Source organism: Campylobacter sp. 2018MI34 (assembly GCF_016598975.1).
GTDB lineage: Bacteria > Campylobacterota > Campylobacteria > Campylobacterales > Campylobacteraceae > Campylobacter_D.
In genome coordinates, this window is the sequence record NZ_JAENKS010000001.1 from 1 (window position 1) to 15,477 (window position 15,477).

15 protein-coding genes are annotated in these 15,477 nt (G+C 27.7%); 10 read left to right on the plus strand and 5 right to left on the minus strand.

The features are described from left to right. Both JG676_RS00005 and JG676_RS00010 read left to right on the plus strand, forming a co-directional pair. Window positions 1-698 (plus strand): hypothetical protein (locus tag JG676_RS00005; protein ID WP_200216948.1); only part of this gene is annotated, 698 nt, incomplete at its 5' end. Further along, on the plus strand, window positions 686-1,930 hold the full coding sequence (locus JG676_RS00010) for a glycosyltransferase family 2 protein (RefSeq protein ID WP_200169294.1): 1,245 nt from the start codon (window positions 686-688) through the stop codon (window positions 1,928-1,930). The genes JG676_RS00005 and JG676_RS00010, both read left to right, overlap by 13 nt. Here the strand turns inward: JG676_RS00010 and JG676_RS00015 are convergent. The 5 genes from JG676_RS00015 to JG676_RS00035 all read right to left on the minus strand — a co-directional run bounded on the left by JG676_RS00015 (window position 1,917) and on the right by JG676_RS00035 (window position 7,718). After that, the gene (locus JG676_RS00015) at window positions 1,917-2,576 is read right to left on the minus strand and encodes a lactate utilization protein C (RefSeq protein WP_200169293.1); all 660 of its coding nucleotides are present in this window, start codon (window positions 2,574-2,576) and stop codon (window positions 1,917-1,919) included. The two genes, JG676_RS00010 and JG676_RS00015, sit on opposite strands and share 14 nt — an antisense overlap. Continuing rightward, window positions 2,569-4,002, minus strand: a complete 1,434-nt coding sequence (locus JG676_RS00020) for a LutB/LldF family L-lactate oxidation iron-sulfur protein (protein WP_200216949.1) — start codon at window positions 4,000-4,002, stop codon at window positions 2,569-2,571. Before JG676_RS00020 ends, JG676_RS00015 begins: the two co-directional genes overlap by 8 nt. Continuing rightward, complete coding sequence (locus tag JG676_RS00025) at window positions 3,999-4,736, minus strand: (Fe-S)-binding protein (RefSeq protein WP_200216950.1); 738 nt, start codon at window positions 4,734-4,736, stop codon at window positions 3,999-4,001. The genes JG676_RS00020 and JG676_RS00025 overlap by 4 nt, the downstream gene beginning before the upstream one ends. 12 nt (window positions 4,737-4,748) lie before the next feature. Further along, window positions 4,749-6,416, minus strand: coding sequence for an L-lactate permease (locus tag JG676_RS00030; protein WP_200216951.1), 1,668 nt, complete (start codon window positions 6,414-6,416; stop codon window positions 4,749-4,751). Window positions 6,417-6,497: 81 nt separating this feature from the next. Then, window positions 6,498-7,718, minus strand: a complete 1,221-nt coding sequence (locus JG676_RS00035) for a multidrug effflux MFS transporter (protein WP_200216952.1) — start codon at window positions 7,716-7,718, stop codon at window positions 6,498-6,500. 112 nt (window positions 7,719-7,830) lie between these two features. On the opposite strand from JG676_RS00035, the gene JG676_RS00040 reads away from it, so the two are divergent. The 8 genes from JG676_RS00040 to tkt all read left to right on the plus strand — a co-directional run bounded on the left by JG676_RS00040 (window position 7,831) and on the right by tkt (window position 15,477). Further along, a complete protein-coding gene (locus JG676_RS00040) occupies window positions 7,831-9,174 on the plus strand; it encodes a DUF2130 domain-containing protein (RefSeq protein ID WP_200216953.1) in 1,344 nt (447 codons plus the stop codon). A 78-nt stretch (window positions 9,175-9,252) separates the two neighbouring features. Beyond that, window positions 9,253-9,525, plus strand: coding sequence for a NifU family protein (locus tag JG676_RS00045; protein WP_200169287.1), 273 nt, complete (start codon window positions 9,253-9,255; stop codon window positions 9,523-9,525). Next, the gene (locus JG676_RS00050; RefSeq protein ID WP_200169286.1) at window positions 9,512-10,060 is read left to right on the plus strand and encodes a histidine kinase; all 549 of its coding nucleotides are present in this window, start codon (window positions 9,512-9,514) and stop codon (window positions 10,058-10,060) included. The genes JG676_RS00045 and JG676_RS00050 overlap by 14 nt, the downstream gene beginning before the upstream one ends. Continuing rightward, on the plus strand, window positions 10,044-11,333 hold the full coding sequence (locus tag JG676_RS00055) for a UDP-N-acetylmuramoyl-L-alanyl-D-glutamate--2,6-diaminopimelate ligase (RefSeq protein ID WP_200216954.1): 1,290 nt from the start codon (window positions 10,044-10,046) through the stop codon (window positions 11,331-11,333). The genes JG676_RS00050 and JG676_RS00055 overlap by 17 nt, the downstream gene beginning before the upstream one ends. Further along, on the plus strand, window positions 11,334-11,636 hold the full coding sequence (locus JG676_RS00060; RefSeq protein WP_200169284.1) for a YbaB/EbfC family nucleoid-associated protein: 303 nt from the start codon (window positions 11,334-11,336) through the stop codon (window positions 11,634-11,636). Beyond that, the gene (locus tag JG676_RS00065; RefSeq protein ID WP_210328592.1) at window positions 11,633-12,730 is read left to right on the plus strand and encodes a PDZ domain-containing protein; all 1,098 of its coding nucleotides are present in this window, start codon (window positions 11,633-11,635) and stop codon (window positions 12,728-12,730) included. The genes JG676_RS00060 and JG676_RS00065 overlap by 4 nt, the downstream gene beginning before the upstream one ends. Then, window positions 12,727-13,569, plus strand: coding sequence for a polyprenyl synthetase family protein (locus JG676_RS00070; protein WP_200216955.1), 843 nt, complete (start codon window positions 12,727-12,729; stop codon window positions 13,567-13,569). Before JG676_RS00065 ends, JG676_RS00070 begins: the two co-directional genes overlap by 4 nt. Before the next feature lie 9 nt (window positions 13,570-13,578). Beyond that, a complete protein-coding gene (gene tkt / locus JG676_RS00075; protein ID WP_200216956.1) occupies window positions 13,579-15,477 on the plus strand; it encodes a transketolase in 1,899 nt (632 codons plus the stop codon).

A 15,477-nucleotide genomic window follows, 5' to 3' on the forward strand; every position in this document is an offset into this window, starting at 1 on the left:
ATTTAGGAACCTTTGCAAGTAGAAATGTAGGAGTATTAAACTCAAGCTCAGCTTATATAATGTTTTTAGACCCTGATGATACTTTAGCTTTAAATGCTTGTGAGTTAGCTTTAAAAGAGATTAAAGAAGCCAATTTATTAAGATTTGGCTTTGCTAAAATTGATGAAATGGAGGGGGGTATAGAAGAAAATTTACCAAATTATCAAAATTATGAAGAATTAAAAAATAAAATGATGTATCATAAGGGGATTTCTTGGAATGTTTGTTTTTGTCTCATACAAAAAGACTTTTATTTTAAAAATCTTCAAAAACTTGATCTTTCTTTAAAGCTAACTATGGCAGAGGATCTTTTAGTTTTTGCATTTCTTATAGATCCTAGTATAAAAACTGCTAATTTCATAGGATATTTTTATAATACTAATGAAAATTCCATTATGAAAAGAAGAATCAAAAAACAACTGCAAAGTAATTTGAAAGATTGTGAAAAAATTTTAATCCTACTTCAAAATTCTAATTTAAATCAATTTATCATTAGATACTTTTCTTTTCATCTTAAAAAAGAAATTTTTAAATATTATTATAATTTAAATAAAATTTCATACTTTAAATATAAATTTCTTAAAAATAAAATAAACTTTTATATATTTTATTTGAAAATTAAAAGAAAAATTAAAAAAGGTGTTTTATGCAACCTTTAGTTTCAATTATAATTCCTATTTATAATACAAAAAACTATTTAGAACAATGTCTAAAAAGTGTGATAAATCAAACTTATACTCATTTAGATATTATTTTAGTTGATGATGGAAGTGATGATGGAAGCTTAGAAATAGCACAAAATTATGTAAAAAAAGATAAAAGGTTTTTTCTTATTTCCAAAAAGAATGGCGGTTTGAGTTCTGCAAGAAATATGGGATTAGAATTTATTAAGCAAAGCCCTTTAAGAACATATTTTCAAAGCAATAAGAAAATTAAAATTAAAAGCTATTTAAACACAAATTCTTTTAATTATGATCAAACAATCATAAAAAATGAAAAAATTAATTTTCTTTTTACAAACACAGCTCAATCGCGCTATATTAAAACTTCTTTAAAAAATATTAATGAATTAATCATACAAAGACTACCTAAAAGAATTATACATTTTTTAGACTCTGATGATTATTTAGAAAAAGATTGCATTGAAACTTGTGTTAAAAAAATGCTTGAATTAAAACTAGATATTTTTATACATTCCTTTAAAGAATTCTTAGAACACAAAAAAACTTTTATCACTCATCCAGATACTGATATTTTAAAAAATACTAAGAAGAATTTTTACAAAAATGGCCTTGATTTGTTAAAAGATAATTCATTATATCTTTTTTATTTTGCTTGGCAAGGAAGTTTTAAAAGCGAAATGTTAAATTCTTATAAACTTCGTTTTACTTATGGTATTTATCATGAAGATCATGACTTTGGAACGATTTTGTTTTTAAATGCCAAAAATATTTATTATGAAAATATAAAATTAATGGTTTATAGAATTAGAGAAAATTCCATCACTCAAAGCCAACAAGATACTAAATTTCCAAAGAAATTACCCAAAAATCAAGAATTTTTAAGAGAATATTTTAATAATTACAATGATTTAAGATCTTATTTTAAGGCACATTGTTTATGTGTTATTGCCGTTAATATTTTTAACTTCATTTGCCAAAACCAAAAATATAAAAAAGATCGTTTTTTGATTAAAGCTTGTTCTTATTACACAGATTTTTACATGCTTGAATTTTATCCTCTTTCTTATTTGCATACAAAAGAACTACTTCAAAAGTTAAATCTTAGACTAAGATTTAAAATAATGTTTCGTTTATTTAAAAAAGATTTTAAATTAAAGCTATTGCGATTTAAATCTTGTATTGATTTTAAAAAAATCAATACAAGATAATATGAGCTTGCTGAGGCCCATGCACTCCAAAAACAGTTATAAGTTCTATATCAGCTGTTCTTGATGGTCCTGCAATAAATAAAATATTACTTGGTAAAGTTTTATTTTCTTCTTTTGCTAAATTTAAAGCTTCACTAAGACTTTTTACTATATTTTGCTTTTGAAGTAAAACTATGCAAAGTTTTGGAGCTAAAGAAAGCATTCTAGGTTGATCTTTGCTTGAAAGCACTAAGGCTACCCCATGGGAACTAACCCCTACTCTTGCGTGTATTACAGAAAAATCACTTTGAAAAACTTCAGTTCTTAACTCTTCTATATTTTTATCAAAACAAATTTTTTCATTAGCTTTTATTTTTGATAAATCTAAATTTAAGCTTTTTCCATAAATCATTTTTTGATAATCATACTTTGCTACAATTTCATTGATCTTTTCTTCAAGCTTATCTTTGGAGCATTCTTCTACTATGTATTTATTATCACTCATTTTTTGTTTTAATTCACTAAGCATATCATCTTTAGTATTTATATGATCTATTGGATCAATACTTGGAATAAAAGTAAAATCTTTTTTGCTATAAGCATTTTTAATTTTATTTAAAATACTCTCTTTGCTTTTTGAAGAAAGTTCTAAAATTCTATTACTCATAAATCACTCCTTCAAGCTTTTCTATCTCTTTATATAAATCTTTCTTAATTTGTGGCAACTCTTTAAAAGTACTCCAATTTTTAATCACAGGTAAAGAATCTTTAAAACTATGCAATAAAGAATTAAAATAATGGGCCTTTGATAAAGAAAATCTCCATAAATTTCCATTTGTAGCTAGATCCTTAAATCTTGCAAAAGTAAAAGCTTCTGCTTTATTGTGTTTAACTAAATTTGCACCTATTGGCGGATTATCTCCTTGTCCCACCTTATCTCTTCTTAATTTTCTAATCAAATCTGCTAAAGGAATTTTAACAGGACAAACTTCAGAGCAACGTCCACAAAGCGAACAGAATGTTAAAATATCTCCTGTATAATCAATACCAAAAATATTAGGACTAATTACTTCTCCTATGGGTCCTGGATAAGTTGTTTGATAAGTATGTCCTCCTATTTGATCATAAACAGGACAAAAATTCATACAAGCTCCACATCTTATACATCTTAGCGCTTCATAATAATCTTCATTTGAAAGCATATTGGTGCGGTTGTTATTAAAAAGTATTATATGTACTTCTTTAGGCCCATCTAATTCCCCATTTTTTCTAGGACCCGTAATGATATTATTATAAGTTGGAATAAATTGTCCTGTTGCAGAAGGGGTGAGTAAAGATACCATAGTAGCAGCATCTTCAAAACTTTCCATTACTTTTTCAATTCCGCAAAGTGCTATATGGATATCAGGAGCTGTGGTACACATTCTACCATTTCCTTCATTTTCTATAAGCCAAAAAGCTCCTTCTTTAGACATAGCAAAATTTACTCCACTTAAACCCAGTTTTAATCCCTCAAATTCATTTCTTAAATGTTTTCTTGCTATAGCATTAAGTTTTTCAGGCTCACTCTCTAAAGTAGCGCCTAATTTTTCTTCAAAAATTTTTCCAATCTCATAACGATTTCTGTGAATTGCAGGAACAACTATATGAACAGGATTTTCACCATTTAATTGTAAAATAAGTTCTCCTAAATCTGTTTCAATTGCTTTAAAGCCTTTATTTTCTAAGTAATGATTTAAGCCTATTTCCTCACTTGCCATAGACTTTCCCTTAAGAATCTTTGTGATATTTTTTTGCATCATTAGTTCATAAATTAATTCACAAGCTTCTTCTTTGGTATCAGCCCAATGCACTATCATGCCATTTGCACTAGCATTTTTTTCAAATTCTAAAAGTCTATCTTCCAAATTCATTAAAGCATTGTTTTTAGCTTGTTTGGCTTTAGATCTCAAGCCTTGCCAATCTTTAAATTTATCATCAATTACCTTAAGACGATTTCTTTGCAAAGTATGCATAGCATTTATGAGATTTTCTTGCATTTGTTTATCATTAAGTTTGATTTTAACCATTTCTTCATGAGGAATTTTATTCATAGACTCTCTCCTTGTAAGCGTTTATTTAGAAAATCGTACAAATGAATAGCCTTTATATCAAGTCCCATTTTTTGCATCGTTCCACTAATATTTAAAAGACAACCCCCATCTGCACTAACTAAATATTTAACTCCTGAGTTTTGTATATCTTTAATCTTACTTCTAGCCATAGCATTTGAAATTTCTGGTTCTTTTACGCAAAAAGTTCCTCCAAAACCACAACATTCTTCTTCATATTCTAAAGGAACAAGTTCTACATTTTTAAGTCTTTTAATTAAATTTTTATTAGCATCAATACTTTTTTGAACTCTTAAAGCGTGACAATTAGAATGCCAAGTAATTTTTATAGGCTCTCCTTTATCTTCATAATCAACATTTAAAACTTCATCTAAATATTGCGAAAGCTCTATAACTCTTTGAGAAAAATCTTTTACTTTTTCAAAATGCACATCATCTTTAAAAAGTTCTAAATAATCATGGCTCATCATTCCTGCACAAGATCCACTTGGAACCACTATAGGATAAGGTTCATCAAATAAATTTACATTATAAAGGGCTATTTCTTTACTTTCTTTAAAATATCCTGAATTAAATGAAGGCTGAGAACAACAAGTTTGTTTTTTCTTAAATATTACCTCAACACCTTCTCTACGCAAAAGCTTTAAAGCATTTAAAATTGTATCTTGCATAGCAGCTGTTCCTAAACAAGTCGCATAAAAATATACTTTTTTCATATTTTAACCTTTCTATTTTAAAACTACAGGAGGAATGATACCTTGCAAAAAGAAAGCTATTATACAAGTCCAAATTCCTACCAAAATAACAAAAGCTATAGAATACTTAAGAGTGAATTTAAAAAGCTCTGATTCTCTTCCTACAAGGCCTACTGCAGCACAAGCAACAGCTATACTTTGAGGACTAATCATTTTTCCAACTACTCCACCAACTGAGTTAGCTGCTAAAAATAAAGCTTCGCTTACTCCAAGTTTTTGTGCACTAATTTGCTGAAGGGCTCCAAAAAGTAAATTTGCACTAGTATCCGATCCTGTTAAGAAAACTCCTATCCAACCAATAATAGGAGAAAAGAAAGAAAAGGCTCCTCCTGTATGTGCAAAAGCAAGTCCTAAAGTTGAACTCATGCCACTATTTTTAGACACAAAAGCAAAAGCCACAACAAGACCTATGGTAAGACAAGGTATAGCCATTTCTTTTAAAGTTGTATTAAAACATTCAACAGCATCATTTGCTTTAATTTTTAATATAACAATAGTTAAAAAAGCCGCAAAAAGTATAGCTGTTCCAGCCTGAGCAACATTTTTTCCATTAATTAAATCTATTCCAAGTCCTAAATTTATAGGTTTTAATATTGTATTATCCACTATAGAAGGACTCAGGATTCCTCCACTTATATTATTAAAAGCCAAACTAATACTTGTAAAAGCTAAAATTCCATCTTTTGTAAAAAGTTCTTTAAAAAATGGCTGAGTCCAAAAAATTATACATACAATAAGTAAAATAAAAGGAGTCCAAGCTTTGATTATTAAACCCATATTCAAATTTAAATCATTTTTAAAATCTGTTTTTCCATCTACACGATATATATTTTTAATTTTATAAAATTTTAGAAAAACTATAGTAAGAGCAAGAGAAACAACTGCCGAAATAATACTCGGAAGCTCAGCACCCAAATAATTTGAACTCAAAAATTGAGTTAAAGTAAAACTAATTGACGCTACTAAAACAGGTGCAAAAGTTTCTTTAATACCTTTAAATCCATCCATTAAAAAAACTACAAAAAAAGGAACTATAAAAGAAAGTGGCACAAGCATACGCCCTATCATAGCAGAAATAGCTCCTCCTTGAATTCCTAAAAGATCACACATAGCAGTTACTGGGATTCCTACTGCTCCAAAAGCAACAGGAGCAGTATTTGCTATCAAACAAAGCCCAGCAGCTTGTAAAGGTTTAAAACCAAGCCCTACTAAAAGTGCAGCCGTAATAGCAATGGGACCACCAAAACCAATGGCCCCCTCTAAAAAAGAGCCAAAACAAAAACCTATTAAAATAACTTGTATTCTATGATCAGGAGTAATGCTCATAACACTTTGTTTAATGATTTCAAAAGAACCTGATTTAATTGAAAGCTTATAAAGAAAAATTGCTGCAATAATAATCCAAGCAATAGGCCACATTCCATTTATAAAACCTTGTATAAAACTAGCTCCAACTAAATTCCAAGGCATTTTATAAATTATTAAAGCTACTAAAGAAGCCAACACAACTGTTAAAAATCCTGCCTGATAGCCTTTAAGTTTAAAAAAGACTAAACATATTAAAAAACAAAATATAGGCAAAAAGGCAAATAAAGCACTAAGCCAAATATTTCCTAGCGGATCATAAACTTGTTCCCACATATTTTCATCCTTTTTGATTTTATCTTTTTAGATTTTAGCAAAACGATAAATTAAAGTAGGAGTTTTAATATATATTTAAATTTAATTGAGTATTTTCGTAACAGAATAATTTTTTAATTTTGTAATAAAATAAACCATATTTGCCAAAAAAACACATATACACATTAAAAATGCCAAAACTATAGGAGTATTTGCATTCATAATTCCAACAAAAAATGAAATAAATCCAGCCAAAGCAAACTGCATAGTTCCAAGTATAGCAGAAGCTGTGCCAGAACATTGCTTAAATCTCGCCATAGCTAAAGTTGTAGTATTTGGCGCTATAAAACCTAAACAAGCTATGCTTATAAAAATCAATATCTCAAAAAGATAAAAATTAGGATTTAAAAAAGCACTTAAAAATAAAATTAAAGTTGCAACAAGCATTAAAAATAATGCATAAGATAAAATTTTCTCAGAATTAAATTTTAAAACTAATCTTGCATTAATATTTGCGCAAAGAACAAAACCAAAGGCATTTAAACCAAAAAGTATTGCGAATTTTTGCTCACTTAAATCAAAAAATTTTGTAAAAATAAAACTAGATCCTGTAATATATGCAAACATAGCACTAAGAGCTAATGAAGCAGACAATACATAAGTTAAAAAAATCTTATCTTTCAAAACAATACTATAAGCACTTAAAGTTTGCCTAAATGAAAATTTTTGACTTTGGGTTAAATTTGCACTTTCTTGAAGTCCAAAAATTATCATAAAAAATAAAATGATCCCAAGAATAAATAAGGTGATAAAAATACTATGCCAAGAAAAATAATCAAGAAGTATTCCTCCAAAAGTAGGAGAAATCATAGGAGCTAAAGATGAAAAAACCATCATTAATGCAAAAATCCCCGTTGCTTCTTTGATTTCAAATAAATCATTAACAATAGCTCTTGCTATCACAATACCTGCACACCCACCAAGAGCTTGTAAAAATCTTAATAAAATAAAAAGAAAAATATTATCCACCATAACACAAGCAAAACTAGAAATCATAAAAAGTAAAATTCCAAAAATAACAGGTTTTTTACGCCCAAAAATATCACTTAAAGGACCATATATAAGCTGTCCTAAAGAAAAGGCTATAAAAAAACTTGCTAAAGAAAGTTGTGTTAAAAAAGTACTTGTTTTAAAACTTTGTTCTACGTGAGTTAAAGCTGGTAAATACATATCTGTAGAAAGTGGGGCTATACTAGACATTAAAGCTAAAATTATAATGAGTTTAAATTTTTTAAATCCTTGAATTGAAGTAGGTTTTTGCATTAATTTTCCTTAAAACAAAAATTTAACATAAATTCTATCAATACAAACTATATTCCTAAAACAAAGCTTTTATTATATGTTAAAATATTTAAAATACCATAAAGGAAATATTATGCAAATTTATGAAAAACAAATTCAATGTCCAAAATGTAATGAATTTATAAATATCAATCAAGCACTTTATACTCAAGTTTTAAATCAAGCAAATTTAGAAATTCAAAAACAAAAACAAGAATTTAATAAAGAAGTAGAAGAAAAAAGATTGGAGTATAAAAAACATTTAGCCAAACTTGAAGAAGAAAAGGTAAAACAAGAAGAAATTATTAAGCAAAAAATTCAAGAGGGTTTGAAAAATCAAATAGATCAAATAGAAAAGTCAATACAAAAAGAACAAGACAACTTTAAAAAGCAATTCATTCAAAATTTTATTAAAGAACACGAGAAAGAAAAACAATTAATGCAAGATGAATTAGAGAAAAAAAGTAAAGAATTAAGTGAATTAATTTTTCTAAAGGCTGAAAATGAACAATTAAAAAGAGAACAAAAAGAAAATGAAGAAAAAATCAAATTTTTAGCTAAACAAGAAGCTTTTAAAGAATTTAAAGAACAAGAAAAGAAAAATTTAGAATTTGAAAAAGAACGTTTACGTATTGAATTTGAACATAAAAAAAACGAAGAAGAATTAAAGCAACAAGAACTAAAGCTACAACTAGAAAGCATCAAAAAAGAACTTGATGCCGCAAAAAGAAAAGCAGAACAAGGATCGCAACAACTTCAAGGAGAAGCACAAGAACTTCTTATAGAAGAATTTTTAAAAAATGAATTTTTAACAGATGAAATTAAAGAGGTTCCAAAAGGCATCAATGGAGCAGATTGCTTGCATATTGTTAAAGATCATTTTGGAAATATTTGTGGAAGTATTTTATATGAAAGTAAAAGAACTAAAGAATTTAATAAAGAATGGCTTGATAAACTTAAACAAGATAGTATTAAAACAAAAGTAGATATTGCTGTTTTGCTCACAAAAACTATGCCAAAAGATCAACAAAAAATTCATTTTAAAGAAGGAATTTTAATTTGCACTTTCAATGAATTTAAAAGTGCAATTTGCGTTATTAGAGAAAGCATTATAAATTTTCATAGACTTAAAAATTCTTTAGAAAATAAAGAAGAAAAAAATCATCTTTTATACGAATATTTAAATTCTAAAGAATTTAGCACTCAAATGACTTTGATTTTAAAAACTTATCAAAATATGAAAGAAGATTTAGAAAGTGAAATGAGAGCTATGCAAAACATATGGAAAAAAAGAGCAAGAGCTATAGAAAGTTTGAGTTTTAATTCTCATTCTATCGTAGGCTCTTTAAATGCTATATTTGGAACTTTAAAAGGAAAAAATCTTATAGGAGAAGAAGGATTAAAAAGTCTTGAAAATCTTGCTAGGGAAGAAGAATAAAATAAGGTTTAATTTACCTTTTTTTAAATACAATCGTGCTAAAGTATTTTTAAAAATTTCAAATAAAAGGGTAAAAGCATGATGCCTTTTAGTGATGAAGAGCTTGTAAATCCTGTTAAAGCTTGTTTGGAAAAAAATATACACATTTTAGAAAGAGATGGCGGGGGGTTAGAATTTTTAGGAATAAAAAAAGGCGTAGTTTATGTTCATCTAATTGGTGCTTGTAAAGGTTGTTCAGCAAGTGGAACAACTTTAAAATATGGGCTTGAAAGACAATTAAAAATTGACATTCATCCTGATATAACTCTTATTAATTTAGATGGTGGAGCACAAGAATTTGCAAAATTATAAACAGCTTGGCATTGATCATTTTTATAGGAAAGATTTTAAAACTGCAAAAACTTATTTTTCTTTAGCTTATGAAAAAAGAAAAAATAAACGTTTATTAAATTTCATAAATCTTTGTGATTTAGCCTTAAATCATCCTCAAGAAGCTCTTTTGCTTTTTGAATTCTATATAGACAATTATCGCTTAAAATTCATCGATAAAGATTTTGATCAAATTTTGAACTCTATTGAATTTAAAAATGCATTACCAAAAGAAAGTGAATTTGAAGATGGTTATGCCCTTAATTATAAAGATTTTTTAATAAGCGAAGAAAAAATTGGCTTTAAAAAATCTTTTGAAAATATTATTTATTCTGGAAAATTAGTCATCAATGATAAAGAAGATTTTTTAGAATTTTTAGAAAAGCTTCTTGATAATGGTTATAAAGATTTTACTTTAAATTATATAGAAGATGTTTTCTTACATTTTTGGGCAAATAAAAAATTTATTAAAATTCAAAAAAAATTATTAAAGATGAAAAATGATTCTAAAATTTAAAGACACTTTTATAACCGATAATTCTTTAGAATGTCAAAAAGATTGTTTTTTCTTATGCAATAGTCAAAACAAACAATTTATTGATCAAGCTAAAAAACAAGGTGCAAAAATCATCAATGTAGAGGAATGTAAAAAACTTTTAGATATTGATGAAAATATTCAAATTATAGGTATAACAGGAACAAATGGCAAAACAACAACTGCAGCTGCTATTTATTCTATTTTACTAGATTTAGGATATAAATGTGCTCTTTGTGGAACAAGAGGTGCTTTTATAAATGATAAACAAATTAATGAAAAATCTCTTACCACAGAGCCTATATTAAAAACTTTAGAATATTTAAGCAAGGCAAGTAAAGAAAGATGTGATTTTTTTGTGATGGAAGTAAGCTCACATGCTTTAGTTCAAAATCGCATTGAAGGTTTAAAATTTAAAGCAAAAATTTTTACCAATATCACAATAGATCATCTAGATTTTCATCAAAATTTTAACAATTATCTTTTAGCCAAAGAAAGTTTTTTTACAGATGAAAGTATAAAATTTATCAATAAAGATGCAAAAACTATTCGTTTTAATGTAAAAAATTCTTTTACTTATGGCATAGAAAGTCCTTCTTATTATCATATTAAAGCTTATTCTTTAAATGAAGGTGTTTCAGCTATTGTAATGGCCGGAAATCAAAAAAGTTTCCATATCAACTCTTCTTTGCTTGGTCTTTTTAATCTTTATAATCTTTTAGCTGCAAGTGCTCTTATTAATGAACTTTTAAAACCTGATATAAAAAAACTAGAAGCTGCTATTTCAAATTTTGGAGGAGTTTGTGGAAGAGTTGAAGAGATAGAAAAAAATGTAATTGTCGATTTTGCTCATACTCCAGATGGAATTGAAAAAATCCTTGATACCTTTAAAGATAAAAAAATGATTGTTGTTTTTGGTGCGGGAGGAAATAGAGACAAAAGCAAACGTCCTTTAATGGGAAAAATTGTTGAACACTATGCTAAATTAGCTATTATTACAAGTGATAATCCAAGAGATGAAGAGCCCAATAAAATTATAGAAGATATTTTGCAAGGATTTGAAAATAAATCAAAAGTTTTAACAATAACAGATCGCAAAGAAGCTATTTATAAAGCTTTAAAACTAAAAGAACAAGATGATTTGGTTTTAATTTTAGGCAAAGGAGATGAGAACTACCAAGAGATTAAAGGTATAAAATATCCTTTTAGTGATAAAATTATTATTCAAGAATTTTATAAAAATCAAGGAAAATAAATGTTTGATAATTTAGATCTTTCAAAAATGGGAGAACTTTTAAACAAGGTTCAAGAAAAAGCAAAAGCCATGGAATCAGAACTTGATAAAAAAGAATTTTGTGCAAAAAGTGGTGCAGGACTTGTTAAGGTCAGTGCAAATGGAAAAGGTGAAATTATTGACATTAATATAGATGATTCTTTACTTGAAGATAAAGAATCTTTGCAAATTTTACTTATTTCTGCCACTAACGATGTTTTATCTATGGTTGCAAGAAATCGTAATTCTTTAGCCACAGATGTTTTAGGAGGGTTAAAATTATGATTAAAATTTTATTAAGTTTTTTTATTTTGCTTTCTTTATCTTTTGCGATAGAAAGACCAAGATTTGAAGATTTTGTAGCTTGTTACGAAAGAAATAAAGCAAGTAAATTAAATTATGAAGGTATGGATGCTTTTGTTTTAGGTGAAAATTTACTTGCTGTTATAAAAAAACCTGATACAAAGCTTAACAAATATGTAAAATATGATCCATTTTTAAATTTATATCTTGTAAGAACAGATTTTAGTCTTATCCCTACAAAAATGGTAGATGAACAAAATTTAACACGTAATGATTGGGTAGGAATTTTAGATCCAGATAAAGCTTACATAGGGCATATTAAATATTTAGCACAAAATCTAAATGAAAGAGATCAACTTGATTTTAACTCAAAAATTGGAATTTTAAGCACTCCTTGTTGTAATATGCTAGGTATTGCACTCAATAACAATGCTTTTATTGGAAATCGTTATTTAAAACATTTTATGAAATATAATGATGTTTATTGGGGAGATATTGGGGTAGATTTTGATCTTAGAGAAAATAAAATATATGTTCAAAATGTAAGAAAAAATGGTCAATTTTTAATCAATGATCAGATCCTTAGCGTTGATGGAGAAAACATAAAAGATTTAAGAAAACTTAATGAAAAAATTCTTTTTGCCGACAGGGGAAGTACACTTTATTTTAATGTTTTAAGAGATAATCAAGAACTTAATATCTCAAGCGTTGTCTTTGAAAAAGATATAAGTCATTTTAATCTTCCAAGCAATAAACCAAAACCAGCTCCAACAAGTTTTAAAAGTAATTTAGGCCTAAGTGTTAATAAAGCTCTTATCATAACAAAAGTTGAACCAAATTCTAAAGCAGCAACAGCAGGATTTATGGTTGGCGATCAAATTTTACGTGTTAATAATCAAATTATTAAAGACTTTAAAAATTTACAAGATATTCTTATAAAAGGAAATGATTTTAATGTTTTAATCCAAAGAAAAAGTGATAAACTGCCTTTAAGTCGCTTTTATGATAATTTAGCAACCGATATTAACTCTAGAGCAGATGGAGAATTTCAATTTTTCATAAGGCTTAGGAAGTGAAAGAACTTTTTACAAAACACTTAAATAACCATCTTCCAAATGTAAAAAGTTTCCATCCTTTTTTCAATGAAGCCCTAGCTTCAATGCTTAAAGCGGGAGGAAAACATTTTCGTGCCCAACTCCTTTTAGGAGTAGTAGAAGCTAAAAATCCAAAACTTTTATCTGATGCACTAGATGCTGCTTTGGCTTTAGAATTTATGCATACTTATTCTTTGATCCACGATGATCTACCTGCTATGGATAATGCTGATTTACGTCGCAATCTTAAAACTTTGCATAAAGCCTATGATGAAGCTACAGCTATTTTAGTAGGCGATGCTTTAAACACAGAAGCCTTTTTATTGCTCTCGCGTTTAAAATTAAAAGATAGCATTAAAATTAATCTAATACAAACCCTAGCCTTTAATGCAGGAATTAATGGTATGATTATAGGACAGGCTATTGATTGTTTTTTTGAAAATCAAAAACTAAATTTAGAAGAACTTGAATTTTTACATATACACAAAACTGCTAGATTAATAGCCGCTAGTTTAAAAATGGGTTGTGAAATTTGTGAATTAGATCCACAAGAAACAGAACAAATTTATAATATAGGTTTAAAACTTGGTCTTATCTTTCAAATTAATGATGATATTATTGATGTTATAATGAATGAAAAAGAAAGTGGAAAATCTTCAAAATCTGATATTAATAAAAATTCTTTTGTTAATTTATTAGGGCTTGAACAAGCTATTTCACATAAAGAAAAACTAATCAAAGAATGTAAAAACAATCTTCAAACTCTAGATAAAAATTTAGCAAAATTACTATTTAATTTAATTACGCAATATTTGCAATAAAGGTAAAATATGGATATACAAATTCTTCAAAAACAAGCAGATACTTTAAGATTTTTAAGTGCTGATATGATAGAAAAAGCCAACTCAGGGCATCCAGGAGTAGCCTTAGGTTTAGCTGATATTTTAACAACTCTTAGTCTTCATCTAAAACATAATCCTAAAAATCCTAATTGGCTTAATCGCGATAGACTTATTTTTTCAGGTGGACACGCAAGTGCTTTAATTTATAGCTTCCTTCATCTTTGTGGCTATGATTTAAGCTTAAAAGATCTTAAAAATTTTAGACAAATTCATTCTAAAACACCAGGACATCCAGAAATCTCAACTCCAGGTATAGAAATTGCCACAGGTCCATTAGGACAAGGAGTGGCTAATGCTGTAGGTTTTGCAATGGCAGCAAAAAAAGCAGCTTTTTTGCTAGGAGAAGATCTTATTGATCATAAAATTTATTGCTTTTTAGGAGATGGGGATTTACAAGAAGGAATTTCTTATGAAGCTTGTTCTTTGGCAGGAGTGCATAAACTAGACAATCTTATTTTAATTTATGATAGCAATAATATATCCATAGAAGGTGATACTGCTTTGGCTTTTAACGAAAATGTAAAAATGCGTTTTAAAGCACAAAATTTTGAAGTCCAAGAAATAGACGGACACGATTTTAATGCTATTAATGAAGCTTTAATTTGGGCTAAAAATTGTAAAAAACCAAGTCTTATCATAGCCAATACAAAAATAGCAAAAAAAGCCTTAGAACTTGAAGGATCGCATAAAAGTCACGGAGCTCCTTTAGGAATAGATATTATTAAAAGAGCTAAAATAAATTCAGGTTTTAATCCTGAACTTAGTTTTGAAATTCCACAAGAAGTAAAAATTCGTTTTGAAGGGGCTATAGAACTTGGAGATTTAGAAGAAGCTAAATGGAAAGCAAAATTAAAAAATAGCGATAAAAAAGAATTATTAGAAAAACTTTTAAATCCAGATTTTTCAAAAATTACTTTTCCTGATTTCAAAGATAAAGACTTAGCCACAAGAGATAGTAATGGAGAAATTTTAAATATCTTAGCTAAAAATTTAAAAGGATTTTTAGGCGGAAGTGCAGATTTAGGTCCTTCAAATAAAACAGAACTTCACAATATGGGAGATTTTGTAGAAGGTAAAAATATCCATTTTGGTATAAGAGAACACGCAATGGCAGCAATTAATAACGCTTTTGCAAGATATGGATTATTTTTACCTTTTTCTGCTACATTTTTTATCTTTAGCGAATATCTAAAACCTGCTGCAAGAATAGCAGCTTTAATGAAAATAAAACATTTTTTTATCTTTACTCACGATAGTATAGGAGTTGGAGAAGATGGCCCAACTCACCAGCCTATAGAACAACTTAGCACCTTTAGAGCTATGCCAAATTTTTTAACTTTTCGTCCTGCAGATGGAGTTGAAAATGTAAAAGCTTGGAAAATTGCTTTAAAAGCTGATACTCCAAGTGCTTTTGTATTATCGCGTCAAAAATTAAAAGCATTAAAAGAACCTGTTTTTGGAGATGTAGAAAATGGAGCTTATTTAATTAAAGAAAATGAAAATGCTAAATTTACCCTTTTAGCAAGTGGTAGTGAAGTTAGTCTTTGTTTAGAAAGTGCAAATGAGCTTGAAAAAAATGGGATCGCGTGCAATGTTATTTCTATGCCTTGCTATGAACTTTTTAAAAAACAAAACAAAGATTATCAAGAAAGACTTTTAAAAGGTAAAGTTATAGGCGTAGAAGCAGCTAATTCTAATGAGCTTTACGAATTTTGTGATGAACTTTACACCATAAAAGATTTTGGAGAAAGCGGTAAAGAAAAAGAAGTATTTGAACATTTTGGTTTTAGCGTTTCAAAGCTTTGTGACTTTTTACTTAAATTATAA

What these genes read in the sequence shown, in the direction of transcription:
- JG676_RS00010 (WP_200169294.1), top strand. Translation starts at nt 686, where the DNA reads ATGCAACCTTTAGTTTCAATTATAATTCCTATTTATAATACAAAAAAC.
- JG676_RS00015 (WP_200169293.1), bottom strand. Translation starts at nt 2,576, where the DNA reads ATGAGTAATAGAATTTTAGAACTTTCTTCAAAAAGCAAAGAGAGTATT.
- JG676_RS00020 (WP_200216949.1), bottom strand. Translation starts at nt 4,002, where the DNA reads ATGAATAAAATTCCTCATGAAGAAATGGTTAAAATCAAACTTAATGAT.
- JG676_RS00025 (WP_200216950.1), bottom strand. Translation starts at nt 4,736, where the DNA reads ATGAAAAAAGTATATTTTTATGCGACTTGTTTAGGAACAGCTGCTATG.
- JG676_RS00030 (WP_200216951.1), bottom strand. Translation starts at nt 6,416, where the DNA reads ATGTGGGAACAAGTTTATGATCCGCTAGGAAATATTTGGCTTAGTGCT.
- JG676_RS00035 (WP_200216952.1), bottom strand. Translation starts at nt 7,718, where the DNA reads ATGCAAAAACCTACTTCAATTCAAGGATTTAAAAAATTTAAACTCATT.
- JG676_RS00040 (WP_200216953.1), top strand. Translation starts at nt 7,831, where the DNA reads ATGCAAATTTATGAAAAACAAATTCAATGTCCAAAATGTAATGAATTT.
- JG676_RS00045 (WP_200169287.1), top strand. Translation starts at nt 9,253, where the DNA reads ATGATGCCTTTTAGTGATGAAGAGCTTGTAAATCCTGTTAAAGCTTGT.
- JG676_RS00055 (WP_200216954.1), top strand. Translation starts at nt 10,044, where the DNA reads ATGATTCTAAAATTTAAAGACACTTTTATAACCGATAATTCTTTAGAA.
- JG676_RS00060 (WP_200169284.1), top strand. Translation starts at nt 11,334, where the DNA reads ATGTTTGATAATTTAGATCTTTCAAAAATGGGAGAACTTTTAAACAAG.
- JG676_RS00065 (WP_210328592.1), top strand. Translation starts at nt 11,633, where the DNA reads ATGATTAAAATTTTATTAAGTTTTTTTATTTTGCTTTCTTTATCTTTT.
- tkt (WP_200216956.1), top strand. Translation starts at nt 13,579, where the DNA reads ATGGATATACAAATTCTTCAAAAACAAGCAGATACTTTAAGATTTTTA.